We start from the raw sequence: 19,356 nt of genomic DNA, 5'->3' as shown, positions 1-19,356 counted from the left end.
AAATTTCGCATTATTGATTTTCTCATTAAAAAAGGATTATTTCTGGGTGTTTTCAGTTTCTACAGATACTTATTGATAAATGCCATGGGCAAAAACTTTATATCAGTTTCTAATCCATTGCTATTGACTATGTCTTTATTTTTTCTTATATTTTATGAAAATCAGAACATAAGAGAATAAACTCTCTAAAATTCTTGCTTGCTGGCAGGTCGCAACTGTCAGCTGCTCTTAGCAGGCCAAATCAAGAGCATAACCATTCCTAACAGAATGGAAGAATAAGAGCATAAATATTAATGAAAATTGCAAAAAATGAGTACAGGTATGTTACAAAACCAGTACTGGATTACATAACAAAAACAGACTACAAAAGAAAAGATGATTTATACTGCATCATTGACCTAATATACAGAAGACAAATCTACTTCAAGACCGAACTGCAAAGACGTTACGGCTATATTGAAATTCCTAGGTCTTCGTTCCAAAAACTGATACCAAGTCCAAATAACATAACAGAAGCATTGGACTTCTTAGTGGATAACGGTGTGATTAAAAGAAATGATTTCTATACCTATGGCACCATCGGAAAAGCTAAAGAATATAAGATAATGACGGAATATCTTGGGTCTAAGGTTCCAGTTGAGATAACTGATTCCAAAATAAACAAACGCATAAAAGAAATCAAGCTAAGTGCTAGGAAGAAAAAGGTGAAGAATCTTGAATTCTTCAAATCCAAATATTACAAGAATTTCAAGATTGATTTTGATAGTGCTATGTCTGCCATTACTGAAAAAGCGATATCTGAAATCAACGAGTTATGCAAAAAAATCAATTATGATATCAGTGACAAAAGGATATTGGATTTAATAGAATGCAAAGCCAATAACTCAATGGATAGGATAATCATTACCCAACGTTGCGGTTTTGTACTGCATGATATATTACATCGATTGATGGTCCATCAACAGCAGGTATACGCCATTCATGACGGTTATTTGTTCTTCAAAAGAAACAAAACTAACAAGCGTTTGGATACCAACCTAACATCATTGCCGTCATATCTTAGAAAGTTCCTTAAAAGCGATGAAAAACTGTTCAATTTGGATATCAAAAACAGCCAGCCGTTCTTTTTATACACCAAGCTCTTGAATGAAAATGGAATTGATAAAAAGGAATTGAAATTGTACGGTGAATTGGTGGTTAACGGAGTACTTTATGAATACTTAGCCAATCATTTCTTCAGAATTGATTTTGATTCATTGCACGATGATGACAAGGTGATTTACAGAGAGAAATCTAAAATAAACCTGTTCAGGATTTTCTATTCGAAAGTGTCATCTTACATAGGTATCAAGGAGGCATTTTCGAATAAGTTCCCAACGATTATGAAGTATATCAATCAAGTTAATTTCAAAAAGAACAATACGCTTGCAGTGCTACTTCAGGAAAGGGAATCATTGACGGTTTTGGATATGGTGATGGTCAGACTTCAGGAGAAGGAAATCAATCCTTTTACGATTCACGATTCGTTTTTAGTTAATGAAAGTGAATTATTGATTGTTAAAGAAACCTTGATTAATGTCTGTATGGAAATGTATGGAATTTCACCGCAATTGCATGAGAAGGATTTATTAGGGGAAAATGGAAATGAAGGGGAATTTGAGTTTATTGATGATGAATATATTTTGCCAGAGAGTTTTTTGAATAATTATGATTAGTCTTTATAAATTGATTCAAATAGTATACCATCACTATCAATTCCATTAGGATTTACATATGCTACCTCTGTCAAATCAGATTTATATTTAACTTCAGAAACTCTTTCAGGAATGTTTAGTCTCTCAATTTTTGATATATCTTGATGACGATAGAATCTCAAAGAGTTTGTTGCTAAATCATAATCATATTTAATCCGAATCGACTGTTCAACAGAGCACCCAAGTGTTTTTGAGACAATTGAAAAAAGTTTTGTAATCAAAGATGTTTCAGAAATTTTACTTTGAATTGATTGCATTAAATCAGTTACACTCTTTCCGTTTGCTGTTTGTTTTGTAAAAATAGAAGCAATTAATACTTGTTTATCTTGTGGCGGGTCCAGTTGTTCTGATGAAAAAATGTGTACCCTATTTAAACTGCTACTGCTTTTGACCTCTATTTTTTCTATATCAGCGTTAAAGTCAAATTTTTCTTCAGGAATGTTATGCCAGTAATTCAATAAACATTCGGGGTTTTCGGCTTTATCTATTAGAAAAAGTTCAGCCCATAAACCTTGAAGAGTTTTTGAAGGTGAATCGGAAAGTGAACGAAAGATTTCAATAAAACTTTTGAATGTCTCAAAAATTTCTTTCTGTGTTGGATTCTTGGATAATGATTGAAGTAATGTTTCTGCAATACCTAAAAAATAGGATTGAAGATTAAGTTGCTCACTCCTAAATATAATGACTGTAAAATTATCAAATTTCGAATTTCCGTTTTCTGAAACTTTACACTCAAGATTATGTGTTAGTTCAATATATTTTAAACGAACATTTTTTTGAGAAAAAAATGTTCTATCTGTAACTGATGAAATCAGAATTACAGGAAATCCTTCATTATTTACTCCAATTTTTGCAAATGAAAATTCATCCAATGTTAAAGCATTGAAAAGTTTTGGGCTATCTGAATCTGGAATAATTAATTCTAAAAAAGCATCTAATAAATTCATATGTTATCAGGTTGTCTGATGATATCTTTACCTATAGTTTCAGGTATCCAAACAGCTATACTTACTAAATCTTCATAATGTGGTGAACCATTTTCATCAATGATTTCATTTCCATTTGTGTCTGTAAGATTAAGTCGGTGAATTTGAATTGTAACCATATTCTGATTCTTAATATTTCTATCTCCAGGGTAAACTTCACCTTTTCTTAATCTCCCATTTGTTGTTGGCTGCTCTCCTTGAAATAATTGCTGTATAGCATCATTTTGATTTAGCCTACGTTTTCTAATTACTTGAAAAACCTGATTGCTCTGAATTTTAGAACTCATTAAGTATACTAAACAATTTTCGTTTGGATTTTCCTCCACATATCCATTAATAACTCCTCTCAAACTCGAATAAGTTTGACTATCACTTTCACGAGTGAATTTCAATTTATTAAGAAGTTGTTTTATACACTCGGCAAGAGAAACTTCTGCAACTAAATGTTTCTGTAAGTCTGTTCTCTCGCTATGTCCTGTATCTGCTAAAAAAGTGGCTAAATGATTTGCTGTAAAATCTGCAACTATTTTCTGATTATATGGAATTAAATTATCTGTATCGTGAGGAGCTCGAACAATAAACCATTCTTCACCAAAATAATCTCTGTCAATATCATTAAACAAAATATTAGGACGAGTAAGGTTTAACATTTGGTCTAAAACGGTTTCTCTATCCCATTCATTCAAATGTTTATTATTTACATCAAATTCTTCAAGTCTTCTTCTTACATCTTCCTCATGCTCAATTATTGAACGAAAAGCATCAATATTTGCTTGGTCAAGCCATACTCTACAAAAACCTATATAACTTCCTTTATATCCAAAAAATCTCGCTCTCTGCAAAGTTGTATCAACTTGACCAGTTGCCAAAGGTCTCGGCATATAAGTTACTGTTAAGCCTTCAACAGTAAATCCTCTATCCATTGCTTGACCTCCTACTAAAATATGAGAATAAAAATCACTCCAACGAATTTCAGGTGTTCTACCTCTGCTGGCATTCACTTCCATTATTCTTGTGTTTTTTATAGCATGAAGAAGCCTATTTACTGTAAGTTCTTCAAATGTTGGCAAATCATCAACTGTAAGTTTTAAATCGTTGTAAGCTTCTTTAAATTCCCTTAATAATTCTTGTTTCTCAACTTCATCAGAAGGGTCTGTCCTTTGCAAAAGTCGCTTCCAACTCTCACAAACACTTCTTATCCAATTAAAAAAGATGTTTTGAGCGTTTGTAAGTCGTGATGGATGAACCATCATTGAACGGTTCCTCTGGTCTTTTTTTATTTCACCAGCTACCACTCCCAAGAAAAAAATTCTCAAAGAATAAAGTAAACTTTCTGGTGGTTCACTCAGTATATTGTGATTTGTTGGTATTTCATTCGGGAGAATTACTTTAACTAAATGTGGGTTCTGAATAAAAAAAGCATTTCCTCCTGTATAACCATTCCCTGGTGTTAATAGTTTTATAAAGTTAGGAGAAAGTCTATCCATAATATTAATGAACAGATTTGCTTGTGGTGTTGCGGTATATTGTAAAAATGTGTGATGAGGAAAAGCACTTCTTAATTCATTTATTCTTCTATAAATAGTTGAAGCTTCACCTTCATTTACATCATTTCCAGCTTGGGCGTTTGCACGCCCTCTTGTATTTAAGCTAGCTTGGTCGCTCTCGTCATCTATTATTAAAGTTGGGACTCCCTCAAGATTCAATCCTCTAAAGATGTTTGTTAGATTGTTCAACCTTGTGCCATTTTTCATTACAGTTATCAAGAGGGTCGAACAATTTTCTCTTGGATATGTTGGGTCAGCCCATTGCTCTAATTTCATATCAATTGTATCCCTATCCTCAATCGAACCAGCATTTTTCAAAATTGTCCATTTGCGGTCAAACCTTGTTTCAACTTGTAGGTCTTTTCTCATTCTTTCGTAGGATTGCTCTGAAAGTGGTATAGAAGTACCTGCAATAATGATTACTATTTGATATTGATTATCGTTTGCTAATGCTGTTAAAGACGTAAAAGATAGTGTCTTACCACTCTGAACATATCCTATAACTAAACCCGTTTCAATATTTGATAATTGGTTTGGGTCCCCACACATTTCAAATATTTTGAAAGTTTCATCGATTACTTTTTCACCTGTAGAATTAATCGTTCCTGAGGCATCAACAAATCCTTTATTTTTTATCAATGTAGTAATTTCTTCTCCCTGATAAGGTTGCCATTTCGAATTATTGGAATTATTTGAGCCTGTTATTTCTATTATTTCAGCCATGTTATTTGTGTGAGATTTTAGTAATAAGTTCATTGAAATTTCTACGAATTTCGCCTTGTGTCTTTGCGCCACTTTCTTTAGCAATTATTTCTGCCAAACCCATGGCGGCTACCATTTTTAAAATTGGCTCAATTTTAGCATTGTCAGTACCTGCATATTCAACCATAAACGGATGAGTTAAGGAAAGACGAATACCTATCTGTCTTTCGCTTTTGAATAATGAGGGATTTTTAATCAAGTGGGGGCCAACTTCAAACAATTCGTTAAGCGAAGGGTCATATGATAATTCAATTGAAATACACCAATCGGTTTTATTAAAATTTACTCTAAAATCCTTATGAATAGCTTTTTCTGTTTGAACCAGTGGTGTCTCCGATTCCTCTTCTACAATAGGTTTTTCAAATGTTTCTTGAATAGCTTTTGGTGCTTTATCTTCAAAATCAGAAACTGTTTGGGCTAAAGCCTTTGCCCCCGAATCCTTATAATCCTTTTCATTTGCTCTCGCCCTATATCTTTCAGCTTGGGTTAACAGTGGGAAGTTATCTGTTGAAAGTTCCTCCCGTAAACATTTAAGAAAAACATCAAGATTATCATCCCATTGGATACCTTTCTTTGTAAATGAAACATCAAAACCTTCTAAATGAAGTTCTCCAAAAACTCTTTGAAATCTAAAACTATTAGGGGCGCCAAAAATAAATTCAGGTCTAAAGCCATTGTCAAAACTTCCTTCTATTACACGGCCTCTTCTGAAAAGAGCGAAACCTGCTTCGGCAGTCGAACCAGTTTCACGAATTGCAACAAATCCTCTAACGCTAAGTCCTTCTTCTACATCAAAATCAATTGCTTTATTCCATACAATTGCTTCTCCATCTGTATCATCATACTTTGGAGCAACTAAAACTTTTGGCTCTGAAAATTTTAATTCAACATTATCTACAATCAATTTTAAAATCCCTTGTCTAATAAATTCTCTATAAATACTTGCTAAATGTGACTTAACTTTACCAAGACCTTTCCTTCTCGGCATTTTATTTACATTATGAAGTTCTATAATAGTATAATGCAAATTTTCATTTACGGGTTTTGAGGTGTATTCTAATTCTTCTATTTTATCTTCAAATATCTCATTCATGTCAAACTTTACGGTTTTTTCGTAAGTTTCACCTAGCGCAGTAGTTCTTACGCTCCATAAGTCAGAAAACCAACAAGACGCCGATTTCATACCCATTCCAAATTCAGAAAGCCCATTAGTGTCACTAGGAATTTCAGCCGCTCTAAAAGCTCTTGCATAATTTGATTCTTCAATTCCTCCTGCATTATCACGAATAGTTATTTTACTTTCAGGGTCATTGATTTCAATTATCACTTCAAGTTGAAAGTCATCTCCATGAAGGTCTTTTAATCTCTTTGCATTATTTTGATAACTTTGAATTGCATTATCTACAAATTCAGCAAGTGCAAACCATGTTTCATATTCCAAATACTTTAAAACTGAAAGCATTGAAACATTTGGTCTTATATTTACTTTGTTACTCATAATGCTACACTTTTTGAGATTTTATTACCACTTAATTTTGTTTCAGGTATTTCATCATGTGTATTCCTATCAATTGGTCCTCGAATTAATTGATTTGCAATAAGCCCAATAATATGAGAGTTTACTGCATTTCCTAAAGCTTTAAAAGCGGCATTGTCATTATCTGGCAACTTAATACCTTCTAATGATTGGAGTTTCAATCCTTCATTTTTCGAAATGTATCTTTTTTGCCAACCAATAATCGGAATTTGAGTTGTTGTACAAACTAGAGAAGGGAAGAAGTCAACTTTTTTAACCCTAATACCAGAAGCTCTAAATTGAAGAATGTAATTAGTTATTTTACGCTCATTCTCGCCAACATTCCATTCAAGTTTTTGCCAACTTTGAGAAGGTAGCTGCCCAATTTTCTTAACTACACTTTCTATATACTCCTTATTTTCTTTATAAAAAAGCCTGTTGTATTTTATATATCTTTTCTTCCAATCAGGAAATTCATCTTCAACCCTTGCATAGCTTGGCAAATTTGCAAGTTGTTCCTCTTTAGTCATTCCTTTTAAACTCTTTCCAAAATTTCCTTTATATTTTGATAGTTCAGTCTCAGAAAGATTATGCGGATACTCATCTTCATAAGGATATGTTGCTCCGAATTCCATTCCCCAAATTGGGAAACCAGGCAGTTTCACGTTTTTTGGAACACTACTTATAAATTCTTGCCAAAGTTCTAAACAATCTTGATTTACTTGTGGAAGTAGCTTAGCGTTCTTTGGTTTAGAATCAATAAATCTTTTCACGTCAATATAATCCGATTTTAAATCGTCGATTTCTTTAAAACTAAAATGTGATAAACCTATTTTAGACCCCACAATGAAGATTCTTTTTCTATGTTGTGGGATTCCAAAATCTTGTGGCGAATATATTTCATGGTCAACTGCATATCCTAAATTTTCAAGGTCTTCTTTCATAACACGCCAAGTTTCTTCATTGTCATGTTTTGCGATAAAAGGAACGTTTTCAAGGATAAAATATGTAGGTTTACGAAACTCTAATATTTTAACTATCTCATCAAATAAAGTTCCTCTGTCATCTTCTCGTCCAAGTTGTTTTCCTGCTTTTGAAAATGGCTGGCATGGAAAACCAGCGCATAAAATATCATGTTCTGGAATTGATTCTAATTCCACTTTTCTTATATCTCCGTATGCTTCAATTTTCCAATTATCATTATAAACTTTACGTAAGTTCGCATCAAGTTCGCTGGCAAATACACACTCATGGCCAAGTTCATGCAAAGCTTTATGAAAGCCTCCAAGTCCCGCGAATAAATCAATAAATTTCATTTATTAGTTTTAGATAATTATTCTTATGAAAAACCTGTTCTCATTGTAAAAAGTATCAGGAATTTACATTATTGTTCTGCTTCAAAAATAGATAAAAGAATTTTAATCCTGTTCATTATTAAAAAATCTTACAATGTAATGTAAGATATAGATAATCAATTAATTGTTGTTAAAAAACCATATTTTCGACTATTATTCATACTTCTTTTTTCGTTTATATTTCTTGGAATTCAAATATTCTGAAAAATCATCTTCGGCAATTTGGCTCAGTTCCCTATATCCGTGCCAAAAAGCATCTATTGGTGTTACGAAAAGTTTGTTAACTAAAATTTCTTTACATTCTTTATTTGTATCCAATTTGCGAAATTCATTTATTAAAAGAAATCCTTGCTCATTGGTGGATTTAACCTCACCTCGCGAAATATTTATAAAATATTCTTTCTCATCAGTTTCAAACAATACTTTTATTTTAGGACTAAATCTAACAACTTCATTTTTTTTTGCTTTTTTTATTAAGTATAGAGTTTCGTTAATTGGATTCTCTAAAGGTCTTCCCCAATCGTCTGTACTCAATGGGGATTGATTAATTGAAAAAGACATTCTTATTTCCTTTTTACCATTTCCTAGGTCTTGAGTAAATTCATACTCAGTTAGCATATCTAAAATTTCAGACTTAACTTCATAATGAGCATAGTCAGAAGCAAAATTTATTTGAAAAATATTTTCTAATTCTACTATAAAAACAGGAGATTGAATTTGTGTTTTTTTTATAGCTTTTTCTACTACTACCAAATCTTCTTTTCTGTAAAGAACTAGATTTATTGAGGTATCAATCATTTATTTATGTTATCTTAATCTTTGAAGATTAGTTAAATATTTTTTGCATAATCGTTCTTCATGTGTACCATTTAAAGCCTTATGCACCGAATACATTCCACCCATTCCTATTCCTAAAGCCCCCAATATTTCTTTGGTATACTCAGCAGATAAAGCCTCTTGATTATTAATTAGCATATATGTTGAAAATGGGATAGATGCTAAACCAATTCCCATAAGAACTATTTCTCTTGTAAGCTCAGAGTAAATACTATTGAAACTTTCAATAAAATCTCTTTCAGTAACTCCATTTCCTATTGATTCTTCAATTTTATCAATTTGATTATTAAATGCTGTTATTTTATCCCTATTGGCATTCCTAAACTTAATTAATTTATCAATACTTATGTCTGCTATATTAGCAGGGACTAATAAACTTATAATTCCCTTCATAAATTTTCTTCTTGTTGGAAAACCATTATTCCCAATTCGGGCAAAATTCATGTAATTATCAAAATCTACATTGTCCGTAATAATAGAACCATTCCTTTGGTGGGATATTTCCTTTGCAAGATGTGTCATAAATAGAAACGCTAAATCTTTTGACAACAATAACCCATCATTGTTTATTTCTCCTAAATTATTTTGCACACAATAGTCACCCCATTGGAATGAAAATTTTTCAGAATATATCTGGTAATTCCATTTATTCCTATCTCTCCAATTTCTAGAGACATTAATCCTATTGAAAAGTGTACTTCTCCTATCAGTTTCTAGAAGAAATTTTTCAGTTTCTTCAATTGATTTTATAGAAGCTCTTTCCCCTTGATGGTATTCTGGAGAATACATTTCTACTAAATCTGTTTCATTAGATAGTTTTCTATAATCATCAGTAATCAGATGTTGACGACCATAAGGCACTATACTTTCAAATTTTTCGAGATATAAAATTGAAAATTTTAACCATTCAGTATCGGGTGGTTCTAAGTTCGGGTAGTATAGATATTTTTTCATTTTTATAACTTTTGGAGAGCAATGTATAACAATTAATGAACACCAAACAATCCCTGATTTCGGTGATATTTAATCTAACTGAAATAGGTGATATATTTAGATTCTCGATAGTAAATAACATCAATAAATTCATTATTTCATTACGGAAAACCGTAACAAGAAAACGAATTCTAATATATAAAGCAATACGTATTTATACTGATTCGATTTCGATACTTTTACTTAGTTTTGCTTATCTTAATTGCAATTAGCAGTAATATTAATTCCCTTTTACTAAATAAATGGAACGATTAAACTATTTCAATCCCTACACCAGCAAGAACTCTAATCATGAAGACCAATTAACAAGAGCTTTTTTAGTTTTAATAAAACATTCATTTCATGCTTTTACATCCTTTTTAAGTTATATCAATAAACAGAACAGTAATAAGCAAAAATTTGAATTTATTGATTACCTAGATGAAGGCTGGAGTTTTGAAACCCAAAGAAGTAACCCATATATAGAAACAAGTTTACTAGCATCAATCCTAATCACAGACAATAGTTTTGAAAATAACTTTCAAATAAATTTTAGTGAAAGAAATGCTCGTTATGATGGGATAATAACATTTGGTGCAAAATTAACTTTTGTTATAGAGAATAAACCAAGGTCATATAACGTTTGGTTTGACCAGCTAAATCCATCAAGGAATAATTTATCAGAAGAAACAGAAATTGTTAAGTCACCAATAATATTAGAATGGAAAACTATAATTAAACATTTAAATCTTATAAAAACATTAGAATCAATTAACGGTTTTGAAAAAATTATGATTGAAGATTTTTTGAATTATATTGACCAAGACTTCCCATTTTTAAATCCATTTGATAATTTTAAGCTTTGCAAATCAAATAGTGAACTTTTATACCGTAGAATAAGCAATATTTTAAAAGAAATTGTAGTTGATGAGAATATTGTTGAATATCATCGCGGTTGGGGGTTTTATATCAAAACACCATTCGATGCAATCAAAAAAATTGGATTGATATTGGGTCAAAAGGATAATGTATGGTGGTTAGAATTAAGCCTATATTTTGGTGATACCCAAAGTCAAGCCAAAACCTTTTATAGTAGTAATCCTGACCTTACTAAACTCAACAGTAATTGGTCTTATCATTATCCTAATTTCCATTTGGCCTTTGTAACCTCCAATCTTGTTTGGTTCTCAACAAAAAAAGAGTATAATAAAAAATATTTGGAATTTTGGAAAAATAACAAATCACTGATTCATCAGCATCCAAGAAATCAAGTCCAAAATCTCATTGACACGCTTGAAAATGAAAATATAATAGTAATTGATGACAAAAAAATCAATCAACTCAATGAACGTTTTTTTGATACTGCAATGCAAACTATTAATATATGTCCAGGTTTTGGACTAATCACTGAAATTTCTTCCAATTCTTGTGAAGATGATGATGAAAAAGGAGAACTAGTTTACTACATAGCCGAACAAATCAAAAATGGACTTCAAATAATCGAATGTGATGCGAACCAAATTATAAAAGAGCAATACTTTCGTTAACAAAAATTAACCTCCCTTAAGTTAAGCGAGGTCATATTATTTTATCTATTTTCCAAGTAAAGTCTAGTATTATTGATTATAGCTGGAATAATTGGTCGAATATTTACATTGTATTTCACTTTAGGAGGGTAAATATTTGTTTGGATACAACTTGAAGCAATAAGTTTAGAATTGTAGCTTATGTTTATTTTAAGTAATTCATTTTTAAGAGGTTTATAGAACATTATTTTTTCACTGTTGGAATCATAATTTTTCCAAAGCAAATCAATTGATTCAGATTTCAAAAGGTCCCTAATTAAATCTGTCACTGAAGTGATAATTTCAACAGAGTTGTTGAAGTCAATGTGATTTTTATGGTAGTTATTACACTTGAAAAATCTTTGGCAAATAATTTTATCATTAAAAGATAATGTAAAATCAAACTGGTAATCGGATTGTGTTTTCATGATAATGAATTTTGAGTTAAATTTTTAATTTCTAAATCAATTAAAATAACTTACGCAAAATCAGTTACATGCCATCAAACAACATATAAATTATATAGGATTTAGAATTTTTCAAACACACCCAATCCAAACAAAGCAAAGTCATACTTTACGGGGTCTATTGGGTCTAATAGACGAAGATTTGTATCTAATTCTACTAAGGCTTTACCATCGTTCTGTTTGCGAGTAAGCAATCCTAATTTACGGGCTACATTACCCGAATGTACATCCAGCGGACAAGAAAGTTTGGATGGAGCAATACTTTTCCAAATTCCGAAGTCGACGCCTTTAATGTCTTGTCTACAATTCCACCTCAACCACATATTAACCCTTTTACAAGCAGAGTTTTTACTTGGGTCAGATATATGTTTTTCTGTTCTGTTAAGATGGTCTATCTCGAAGAATATTTTCTTAAATTCAGAAATGCTTTTTTGCATTGAATCAGTCTCTTGATGATTAGTAAAAATTGATTCAAGTCCATAGTGATTCTTATAAATGTTTTGAAGACATTTGATGAAAACGACAAAATCCTGACTGTTAAAAGTTCTATGTACAAAACTTTCTAATCGTTCCAAATCACTTTCATTATATGACATTATAAAGTCATACGGTGAGTTCCCCATTAAGGAAATCATTTTTTTTGCATTGGTAATAATCATTTTACGATTACCCCAAGCAATTGTTGCAGCTAGAAATCCAGAAATTTCAATATCTTCTTTTAGAGAAAAAGCATGGGGTATTTGAATCGGGTCACTTTCAATAAAGTTTGGATTGTTATACAATTCAACTTTTTCATCAAGAAACTCCTTTAATTCTGAATGATTTAATATCATTGGTTAGTTATTATATACATACAAAAGTACTACATAATCGTTTAAGATTTAGCTACACTATTTATACGTACTAACATGTTGATTCGTTTGGCCGCGGAACCACCTAGGGGATCTGGTAAATGTTTTTCGGTTCGGGCTAAATGATCAATTTCAAAGAAGATTTTTTTGAATTCGGAAATGCTCTTTTGCATTGAGTTTTCTTCCTGATGCATTGCAAAAACTGCTTCCAATCCACCATGGTTTTTGTAAATGTGATGCAGACTTTTAATAAACCCGATAAAATCCTGACCATTAAATGTACGATGTACAAAATCCGCCAGGCGCTCAAGATCTTTTTCGGAATGGTTCATCACAAAATCGTAAGGTGAATTTCCCATCAGATCCATTTTCTTCTGCGCATTTCTGATGATCATCTTACGGTTTCCCCAAGCAATCACCGAAGCAAGAAAACCTGCGATTTCGATGTCTTCTTTCAAAGTATAGGCGTGCGGAATCTGTATCGGATCACTTTCGATAAAATTCGGATTATTGTAAAGTTCAACTTTTTGGTCGAGGAAGGATTTTAGCTCGGAGTGGTTCAAAGTTTAGAGAATAGAAGATGGATGATAGAAAATAGAATCAGGAGTCAAGAATCAAGAGTCAAGAACAAATAGAATAACTCATAACTAATGTACTGGTCTAAGCACTTCGCTTCGGATGTCGCCATCTACCATGATCAGTTTTCGGTCGGCCATATTTGCCAATTCTTCGTTATGTGTTACGATTACAAATGTCTGCCCGAATTCATCTCTCAGTTTAAAAAACAACTGATGTAAATTTTCCGCAGAATGTGTGTCCAGATTCCCGGAAGGTTCATCGGCAAAAATAACGGCCGGTTTGTTGATCAAAGCTCTTGCAACCGCCACGCGCTGTTGTTCTCCGCCGGAAAGCTCGCCAGGTTTGTGGTTATAGCGGTGGGATAATCCTAAATAATCCAATAAACGTTTGGCTTCTTCTTCAATTTCTTTTTTGTCTTTTCCGGCAATGAAGGCGGGAATGCAAACGTTTTCAAGAGCTGTAAACTCAGGTAAAAGCTGATGAAACTGGAAAATGAATCCCAATTTTAAATTTCGGAATTTGGAGATGGCTCTGTCGCTCATCTTCAAAAGATTTTCCCCATTGATGAATAATTCGGTTCCTTTTTCTGCCGTTGGTTTGTCGAGCGTTCCCATAATTTGCAGTAAAGTGGTTTTTCCTGCTCCCGAAGCGCCTACGATAGATACAACTTCGCCTTTCTTGATGTGAAGATTAACGCCTTTAAGGACGTGCAATTTGTCGAAATATTTATGAATGTTATTTACTTTGATCATTATGCTCAATTTGTACAAAGAAACGAAGATTTGATCAACTTTAAATCCAACCGTTCATAAAAATCGTAAGTGTATTTATAAAGTTTCGTTAAAGAAATTTTGATGTTTAGTTATTAGGTATATTTGATAAACAAAAAATTGACACTATGAAAAGTTTATTTTTTAGTTGTTTTGCGCTTGTAATAATGTCTTGCGAGGCTAAAGACAAAAACAAGGCGAGTAATGTCGGTCAGGAAAAAGAATTTGAAGTTATGAATAGTCAAAAGGTTGAAAAAGCCACATTTGCTGGCGGATGTTTCTGGTGTACGGAAGCACTTTTTTTAGAATTGAAAGGAGTAGAGAAAGTCGTTTCAGGATATACCGGCGGAACAGTTAAGAATCCGTCGTATTCCGAAGTATGTACAGGAACCACAGGCCATGCCGAAGCTATCGAAATCATTTATAATCCGGATTTAGTTTCTTATGAAGATTTACTGGAGGTTTTTTTCGGAACCCACGACCCCACAACGTTAAACCGTCAGGGAGCCGATGTCGGAACCCAATACCGAAGCGAAATTTTCTACCATTCGGAAGCACAGAAAAAAGCGGCGGAGAATTTCATTCAGTTGTTAAATGACCAGAACATCTACGGTAAAAAAGTGGTAACCAAAGTTTCTTCCGCAAAAGAATTTTATGCCGCGGAAGATTACCATCAGGATTATTACAACCGCAATAAAAATCAGGGCTATTGCATGGCCGTTATCAGTCCGAAATTAGATAAACTGAAAAAGAATTATAAATCAAAGTTGAAATAAACAGCGGTTTGGTTATTTAGTAATTGGGTTAACTGGTAATTTGCGATTTTTTTGAAAATTGAAACACGATTTTTTAATGACAGAAGCAGAAGTAATAAAGGCACGAAAGAGCAATAAAAATCGTAACCTCATTCTCGGAATTATTTTCGATTTGGTTGGTTATGCGTCCTATAGCGTTCCTTGGGTTGCTGAAAGTACTGATGTGGTTTGGGCACCAATCGCAGGTTTTATGTTAGCGCGGATGTATAAAGGAACAGTGGGAAGAGTAGGAGGTATTTTGGAATTTTTGGAGGAAATAATTCCATTTACCGATTTCATACCAACTTTTACGTTGACATGGATTTATACTTATCTTATAAAGAAAGAGGAATAGAGAATAGAGGAGGCTTATTGGTCTCCTTTTTTGTTTTCGAAGGCGTCGGCGATAAAACCAAGTTTCATGCCTCGCAACATTTTGTAAACGAAATTTTTAAAGAATGTGTGTTGTCCGAATAGGGTTCCGATCAAAACCAACAGTACTTTATAAACCGGTAATATGATCAGGATATAAAGTGTCCAGTACAAAACAGGATGTAAGTTATCTTTGGTAATGCCTAATAACGCCAAGATGGGCTTCGAAAGATAGGAAGCCGTAGTTCCGGTAATGGCGAAAACGATTATGATGACCGCCATCTGCCAATTACTTTTAATACCCCAACGCTGTTTTAAATTTGACATTTTTCAGAAATATGCCCAAAAATACAAATTATGGTCGAGGCGCAAAACCTCCCAAACGAATATTATTTTTTAATTGAAAATAAACCAGATAATTATAAAGTAAATAGTTTACTTCATAACCATAATCTGTGCCGTTTTGATAATCTATTTGGAGTAGATATAAGTCGGAATCATATTTGGATTTTGGTGAACGGACTCTGTTGTTCCATTCCACTACCCAAGGTACATTTCTGCTTTCAAGATAATTCTGACTGTAAAAATTTCTTGGTTTTGCAGTAGTTTGTAACCATGGTCTGAATCCTACATCTAAAATGATTACCTCATAGCCCATATCAAGGTTGGAAATGCGAACTGTGTCATTGACTTCCTCAGGTTTATTTTCAGCAAGAGTCTTCGTATTTGGATTGTTTTCAGCAACAGGTTTTGCTGTGGAATTACATCCGAACATAACAGTTACCAATGTTACAACGCATATGTAAAGTAAGGTTTTCATTGCTTTCTAATTTACTATAAAGTTACTAAAACTTGAACAAAAGAAATATCTAATTAACAAAAAAGCCAGACGTTAAAGTCTGGCTTTTATAGGTTTATAGGTTTTATTTTCCGAACAGTTTTCCGAGAATACCACTTAAAAAACCGCCACTTTTTCCAGAAACGGCTGCGGCAGCGTCATTGATATCTACTTTCCCGTCCCTGTTTTGATCCAATCCGAACTGTCCCCCGTATTTTGAGATGGCATCCATTAATCCTGATCCACCGCCAATAGAGTTAACTATATCCGAAACATTGAATCCGGGCTGATTAGGATCATTGGCTTTGCCTACTAATGAATTTAAGACGTTTGGAATCATATTTCCGGCAACACCTGAAGCAGCATCAGAACTCAAACCAAATTTCTGTCCCAGATTACCCGAAAGCTGATTGGTCAACTGTTGTACAACAGGATTTGAAGCATCAATATTTCCGCCTTTTAATAATGCGGCGACATCGTTTACATTTCCTTGCGCTACTATGCTTTGGAGTCCGGACAAAATACTGTTTCCGGTTTCGCTCATCACAGCCTCGTTGTGCTCGTTTGGAACTGATGGATTGTTTACAATGGCATCACCACCAAATTGTTTTACTAATTCTGATATCTGATCTAACATTGAAATAAATTTTAAAGGTTGGATATCAAATTTAGTGAAAAAACAGTTACAAATTTGAGTTAATCGTTCTTTAACAGACTGATAATCTGCGTTGCCAGTTCTGTTCCGATTCGATCTTGGGCTTCCAGTGTAGCGGCACCAATGTGTGGCGTCAGCGAAATCTTCGGATGCATCAAAACCTGGATGGCCGGGGTTGGTTCTTCTTCAAAAACATCCAATCCTGCAAAAAGAACTTTTTCATCATCAAGCGCATCGATCAGTGCTACTTCATCAATCACCCCACCTCTGGCACAATTAACAATTCCTACACCGTTTTTCATCATTGCAAATTCTTTCTCTCCGATTAAATGATCACCCACGGCTGGCGTATGAACGGTAATGAAATCAGAATGTCTGAAAATATCTTCCAATGGTTCCGTTTCTATGTTTACATTGATGAACTGTCCGTTATAGAAATCGACCTTGATTACTGCTTCGTCCACATGTTTGTCTGTTGCCAGAACTTTCATGCCTAAACCAAGTGCCATTCGTGCCACTTCACGACCAATACGGCCAAAACCAATGATTCCTATTGTTTTTCCGCGAAGTTCGATTCCGTTCGAATATGCTTTTTTAAGGCTATTGAATTGTGAATCACCTTCCAACGGCATATTTCTGTTGGAATCATGTAAAAAACGCGCGCCTGAGAATAAATGAGCGAAAACTAATTCCGCCACTGATTCGGATGAAGAAGCCGGCGTATTGATTACGTGAATTCCTTTTGCTATTGCATAATCTACGTCGATGTTGTCCATTCCAACTCCGCCACGACCTATAATTTTTAAGGACGGACAACTGTCGATGATATCCTTGCGCACTTTCGTCGCACTGCGGACTAACACTACATCGATGTTGTTGTTATTGATATAATTGGCTACCTGTTCCTGAGCCACTTTGGTTGTTATTACTTCAAATCCGGCTTTCTCAAGAGCGTTGATTCCGCTTTCTGAAAGTCCGTCGTTTGCTAATATTTTCATTTTATTATTTTATTAATTATGGTAGGGACAAGGGAGAAGAGAAAAGGGATAAAGGAAAAGAAAGCTTTTAAATACAGTTTCTTCTTTCTGCTATCTGCTTTCTGCCTTCTGGTATCTGCTTTCTGTTATCTGCCTTCTGTTATCTGCCTTCTGCTATCTTATTATTGAATACTTTTTTCCAACTCTTTCATTACGTCAACTAAAGCCTGAACGCTTTCAATTGGCAATGCATTGTACATCGAAGCTCTGTACCCGCCAACAGAACGGTGTCCGGTGATTCCCGAAATACCTGCTGCTTTCCACATCGAATCAAATAGTTCTTTGTGATTTTCATCCGTTAAAACGAAAGTAGCATTCATGAGCGAACGGTCTTCTTTCACAGTCGTACCTTTGAATAGCGGATTTCTGTCGATTTCTGCGTACAATAATGCTGCTTTAGCCTCGTTAAGTTTTTCAATTGCTGGGATTCCGCCAAGGTTTTTCAGCCATTGTAAAGTAAGAAGTGACGTATATACTGCAAAAACAGCTGGTGTATTATACATACTTTCCTTTTCGATATGCTGCTGATAGTTCATGATATTCGGAATGGCTCTTCCTGTTTTTCCAAGAATTTCTTCTTTTACAACAATCAGAGTTACCCCGGCTGGCCCCATGTTTTTCTGAGCTCCGGCATATATCAGATCGAATTTTGAAAAATCTAAAGTTCTTGAAAAAATATCCGAACTCATATCGCAAACCATTGGAACAGTAATTTCCGGAAAATTTTTCATTTGCGTTCCGAAAATCGTGTTGTTGCTGGTGCAGTGGAAATAATCAGCATCTGTCGGAATAGAATATTCTTTCGGAATATAAGTATAATTGTCCGGTTTCGAGGAAGCAACCACCACGGTTTCACCAAATGGTTTTGCTTCTTTGATGGCGCCGCTCGCCCAGGTTCCTGTATCAAGATAGGCTGCTTTTCCGTTAACTTTCATTAGGTTATAAGGAATTCGTAAAAATTCCATACTGGCACCGCCTTGTAAAAACAATGCCTGATAACCTTTACCTTTTAAACCCAAAAGTTCTAAAGCCAGTGCTCTGGCATCTTCCATTACCGCAACGAACGCTTTGTCTCTGTGGGAGATTTCTAAAATGGACAATCCCATTCCGTTGAAATCCAAAACTGCCTGTGCTGCTTTTTCAAATACTTCCTGTGGCAGAATGCAAGGTCCTGCGCTGAAATTATGTTTTTTCATTGATGTTAATCGTTAAAAACCTGGATTACTGCTTCTTTTTCAATCAGATCGGTAAATTTACCATTAAAGCGGGTTGCTTTTACAAGGTGGTTATCAATCCAATGATAATTTCCGCCTCTCGGTTTACCAAATAAGATGCTATGGAATTGAAATCCGTGCTTGTTGAGCCACTGAGTGGTCACTTCACGATGTTCTTCGGTTCTTGAGGTAAAGAAACAAATCCGATGGCCTTCGCTGTACCATTTGTTGATTGTTTCCAAGGCATCCGGGAAGGGTTCACAGGTTGCCATTCTTTCGGGTTGTTCGTTCGGAACATCTTCCGTAATTGTACCGTCAATGTCAATGAGGTAGTTCTTAATCCCGTCTGGTAAAACAGGACTAAGGTTGTCTTTGTGTTGTAGTTGCATTAGGTTGTGTGTTTAATGCAAGCAAATTTCAAAAAAAAAACCGAATTTATTGATGAAAAAACACAATCTGCGCTATTATTATCATTTTCGGGGGTA

Annotated in this window: 19 protein-coding genes and 1 pseudogene; 4 read left to right on the top strand and 16 right to left on the bottom strand. The window is 33.9% G+C overall.

Translation table 11 applies throughout. The annotated features are described in order from the left end of the window. The first annotated feature begins 293 nt into the window (after nt 1-293). Nucleotides 294-1,715: a hypothetical protein gene (locus AC3E9U_RS02750; protein ID WP_488745373.1), complete on the top strand. Its 1,422-nt coding sequence runs from the start codon at nt 294-296 to the stop codon at nt 1,713-1,715. On the opposite strand, the gene AC3E9U_RS02745 is transcribed toward AC3E9U_RS02750, so the two are convergent. The 6 genes from AC3E9U_RS02745 to AC3E9U_RS02720 form a co-directional block, all read right to left on the bottom strand. Continuing rightward, complete coding sequence (locus AC3E9U_RS02745; RefSeq protein WP_488745372.1) at nt 1,712-2,701, bottom strand: PD-(D/E)XK motif protein; 990 nt, start codon at nt 2,699-2,701, stop codon at nt 1,712-1,714. The genes AC3E9U_RS02750 and AC3E9U_RS02745 overlap by 4 nt on opposite strands. Further along, nucleotides 2,698-5,010: a Z1 domain-containing protein gene (locus AC3E9U_RS02740; RefSeq protein ID WP_488745371.1), complete on the bottom strand. Its 2,313-nt coding sequence runs from the start codon at nt 5,008-5,010 to the stop codon at nt 2,698-2,700. Before AC3E9U_RS02740 ends, AC3E9U_RS02745 begins: the two co-directional genes overlap by 4 nt. A gap of 1 nt (nt 5,011) precedes the next feature. Then, entirely contained in the window at nt 5,012-6,547 is a 1,536-nt protein-coding gene (locus AC3E9U_RS02735) for an ATP-binding protein (RefSeq protein WP_488745370.1), read from the bottom strand. Next, the gene (locus tag AC3E9U_RS02730) at nt 6,544-7,881 is read right to left on the bottom strand and encodes a DNA cytosine methyltransferase (protein ID WP_488745369.1); all 1,338 of its coding nucleotides are present in this window, start codon (nt 7,879-7,881) and stop codon (nt 6,544-6,546) included. The genes AC3E9U_RS02735 and AC3E9U_RS02730 overlap by 4 nt, the downstream gene beginning before the upstream one ends. Before the next feature lie 192 nt (nt 7,882-8,073). Next, a complete protein-coding gene (locus AC3E9U_RS02725; RefSeq protein ID WP_488745368.1) occupies nt 8,074-8,718 on the bottom strand; it encodes a hypothetical protein in 645 nt (214 codons plus the stop codon). A gap of 9 nt (nt 8,719-8,727) precedes the next feature. Next, a complete protein-coding gene (locus AC3E9U_RS02720) occupies nt 8,728-9,711 on the bottom strand; it encodes a hypothetical protein (protein WP_488745367.1) in 984 nt (327 codons plus the stop codon). Between the two features lie 281 nt (nt 9,712-9,992). On the opposite strand from AC3E9U_RS02720, the gene AC3E9U_RS02715 reads away from it, so the two are divergent. Continuing rightward, nucleotides 9,993-11,276 (top strand): hypothetical protein, encoded by a 1,284-nt coding sequence (locus AC3E9U_RS02715; protein ID WP_488745366.1) that lies wholly within the window; start codon nt 9,993-9,995, stop codon nt 11,274-11,276. A 41-nt stretch (nt 11,277-11,317) separates the two neighbouring features. On the opposite strand, the gene AC3E9U_RS02710 is transcribed toward AC3E9U_RS02715, so the two are convergent. The 4 genes and pseudogenes from AC3E9U_RS02710 to AC3E9U_RS02695 all read right to left on the bottom strand — a co-directional run bounded on the left by AC3E9U_RS02710 (nt 11,318) and on the right by AC3E9U_RS02695 (nt 13,943). Continuing rightward, on the bottom strand, nt 11,318-11,722 hold the full coding sequence (locus tag AC3E9U_RS02710) for a hypothetical protein (protein ID WP_488745365.1): 405 nt from the start codon (nt 11,720-11,722) through the stop codon (nt 11,318-11,320). Between the two features lie 101 nt (nt 11,723-11,823). Beyond that, on the bottom strand, nt 11,824-12,594 hold the full coding sequence (locus tag AC3E9U_RS02705) for a TIGR02757 family protein (RefSeq protein ID WP_488745364.1): 771 nt from the start codon (nt 12,592-12,594) through the stop codon (nt 11,824-11,826). Nucleotides 12,595-12,659: 65 nt separating this feature from the next. Then, nucleotides 12,660-13,175: pseudogene (locus AC3E9U_RS02700) on the bottom strand (DUF2400 domain-containing protein); the annotation flags it as partial. A gap of 84 nt (nt 13,176-13,259) precedes the next feature. Then, complete coding sequence (locus AC3E9U_RS02695) at nt 13,260-13,943, bottom strand: ABC transporter ATP-binding protein (protein WP_488745363.1); 684 nt, start codon at nt 13,941-13,943, stop codon at nt 13,260-13,262. Nucleotides 13,944-14,194: 251 nt separating this feature from the next. On the opposite strand from AC3E9U_RS02695, the gene msrA reads away from it, so the two are divergent. Beyond that, nucleotides 14,195-14,737, top strand: coding sequence for a peptide-methionine (S)-S-oxide reductase MsrA (gene msrA, locus AC3E9U_RS02690; RefSeq protein WP_488745501.1), 543 nt, complete (start codon nt 14,195-14,197; stop codon nt 14,735-14,737). 76 nt (nt 14,738-14,813) lie between these two features. After that, a complete protein-coding gene (locus tag AC3E9U_RS02685) occupies nt 14,814-15,110 on the top strand; it encodes a hypothetical protein (RefSeq protein ID WP_488745362.1) in 297 nt (98 codons plus the stop codon). A gap of 14 nt (nt 15,111-15,124) precedes the next feature. Here AC3E9U_RS02685 and AC3E9U_RS02680 read toward each other — a convergent pair whose 3' ends face one another. The 6 genes from AC3E9U_RS02680 to AC3E9U_RS02655 all read right to left on the bottom strand — a co-directional run bounded on the left by AC3E9U_RS02680 (nt 15,125) and on the right by AC3E9U_RS02655 (nt 19,260). After that, on the bottom strand, nt 15,125-15,454 hold the full coding sequence (locus AC3E9U_RS02680; protein ID WP_488745361.1) for a DUF6787 family protein: 330 nt from the start codon (nt 15,452-15,454) through the stop codon (nt 15,125-15,127). A 28-nt stretch (nt 15,455-15,482) separates the two neighbouring features. Further along, the gene (locus AC3E9U_RS02675; protein WP_488745360.1) at nt 15,483-15,947 is read right to left on the bottom strand and encodes a DUF6146 family protein; all 465 of its coding nucleotides are present in this window, start codon (nt 15,945-15,947) and stop codon (nt 15,483-15,485) included. Between the two features lie 103 nt (nt 15,948-16,050). Then, complete coding sequence (locus AC3E9U_RS02670) at nt 16,051-16,602, bottom strand: hypothetical protein (protein ID WP_488745359.1); 552 nt, start codon at nt 16,600-16,602, stop codon at nt 16,051-16,053. A gap of 59 nt (nt 16,603-16,661) precedes the next feature. Continuing rightward, complete coding sequence (locus tag AC3E9U_RS02665; protein WP_488745358.1) at nt 16,662-17,618, bottom strand: D-2-hydroxyacid dehydrogenase; 957 nt, start codon at nt 17,616-17,618, stop codon at nt 16,662-16,664. 161 nt (nt 17,619-17,779) lie between these two features. Then, nucleotides 17,780-18,853, bottom strand: a complete 1,074-nt coding sequence (gene serC / locus AC3E9U_RS02660) for a 3-phosphoserine/phosphohydroxythreonine transaminase (protein WP_488745357.1) — start codon at nt 18,851-18,853, stop codon at nt 17,780-17,782. A 5-nt stretch (nt 18,854-18,858) separates the two neighbouring features. Next, on the bottom strand, nt 18,859-19,260 hold the full coding sequence (locus AC3E9U_RS02655; RefSeq protein WP_488745356.1) for an LNS2 domain-containing protein: 402 nt from the start codon (nt 19,258-19,260) through the stop codon (nt 18,859-18,861). Nucleotides 19,261-19,356: the final 96 nt, after the last annotated feature.

It is taken from the genome of Flavobacterium sp. 21.1, assembly GCF_057801535.1.
This window is presented reverse-complemented; position numbering and strand designations above follow the sequence as displayed.

Coding starts and splice junctions, on each gene's coding strand:
- AC3E9U_RS02750 (WP_488745373.1), top strand. CDS start 294: ATGAAAATTGCAAAAAATGAGTACAGGTATGTTACAAAACCAGTACTG.
- AC3E9U_RS02745 (WP_488745372.1), bottom strand. CDS start 2,701: ATGAATTTATTAGATGCTTTTTTAGAATTAATTATTCCAGATTCAGAT.
- AC3E9U_RS02740 (WP_488745371.1), bottom strand. CDS start 5,010: ATGGCTGAAATAATAGAAATAACAGGCTCAAATAATTCCAATAATTCG.
- AC3E9U_RS02735 (WP_488745370.1), bottom strand. CDS start 6,547: ATGAGTAACAAAGTAAATATAAGACCAAATGTTTCAATGCTTTCAGTT.
- AC3E9U_RS02730 (WP_488745369.1), bottom strand. CDS start 7,881: ATGAAATTTATTGATTTATTCGCGGGACTTGGAGGCTTTCATAAAGCT.
- AC3E9U_RS02725 (WP_488745368.1), bottom strand. CDS start 8,718: ATGATTGATACCTCAATAAATCTAGTTCTTTACAGAAAAGAAGATTTG.
- AC3E9U_RS02720 (WP_488745367.1), bottom strand. CDS start 9,711: ATGAAAAAATATCTATACTACCCGAACTTAGAACCACCCGATACTGAA.
- AC3E9U_RS02715 (WP_488745366.1), top strand. CDS start 9,993: ATGGAACGATTAAACTATTTCAATCCCTACACCAGCAAGAACTCTAAT.
- AC3E9U_RS02710 (WP_488745365.1), bottom strand. CDS start 11,722: ATGAAAACACAATCCGATTACCAGTTTGATTTTACATTATCTTTTAAT.
- AC3E9U_RS02705 (WP_488745364.1), bottom strand. CDS start 12,594: ATGATATTAAATCATTCAGAATTAAAGGAGTTTCTTGATGAAAAAGTT.
- AC3E9U_RS02695 (WP_488745363.1), bottom strand. CDS start 13,943: ATGATCAAAGTAAATAACATTCATAAATATTTCGACAAATTGCACGTC.
- msrA (WP_488745501.1), top strand. CDS start 14,195: ATGAATAGTCAAAAGGTTGAAAAAGCCACATTTGCTGGCGGATGTTTC.
- AC3E9U_RS02685 (WP_488745362.1), top strand. CDS start 14,814: ATGACAGAAGCAGAAGTAATAAAGGCACGAAAGAGCAATAAAAATCGT.
- AC3E9U_RS02680 (WP_488745361.1), bottom strand. CDS start 15,454: ATGTCAAATTTAAAACAGCGTTGGGGTATTAAAAGTAATTGGCAGATG.
- AC3E9U_RS02675 (WP_488745360.1), bottom strand. CDS start 15,947: ATGAAAACCTTACTTTACATATGCGTTGTAACATTGGTAACTGTTATG.
- AC3E9U_RS02670 (WP_488745359.1), bottom strand. CDS start 16,602: ATGTTAGATCAGATATCAGAATTAGTAAAACAATTTGGTGGTGATGCC.
- AC3E9U_RS02665 (WP_488745358.1), bottom strand. CDS start 17,618: ATGAAAATATTAGCAAACGACGGACTTTCAGAAAGCGGAATCAACGCT.
- serC (WP_488745357.1), bottom strand. CDS start 18,853: ATGAAAAAACATAATTTCAGCGCAGGACCTTGCATTCTGCCACAGGAA.
- AC3E9U_RS02655 (WP_488745356.1), bottom strand. CDS start 19,260: ATGCAACTACAACACAAAGACAACCTTAGTCCTGTTTTACCAGACGGG.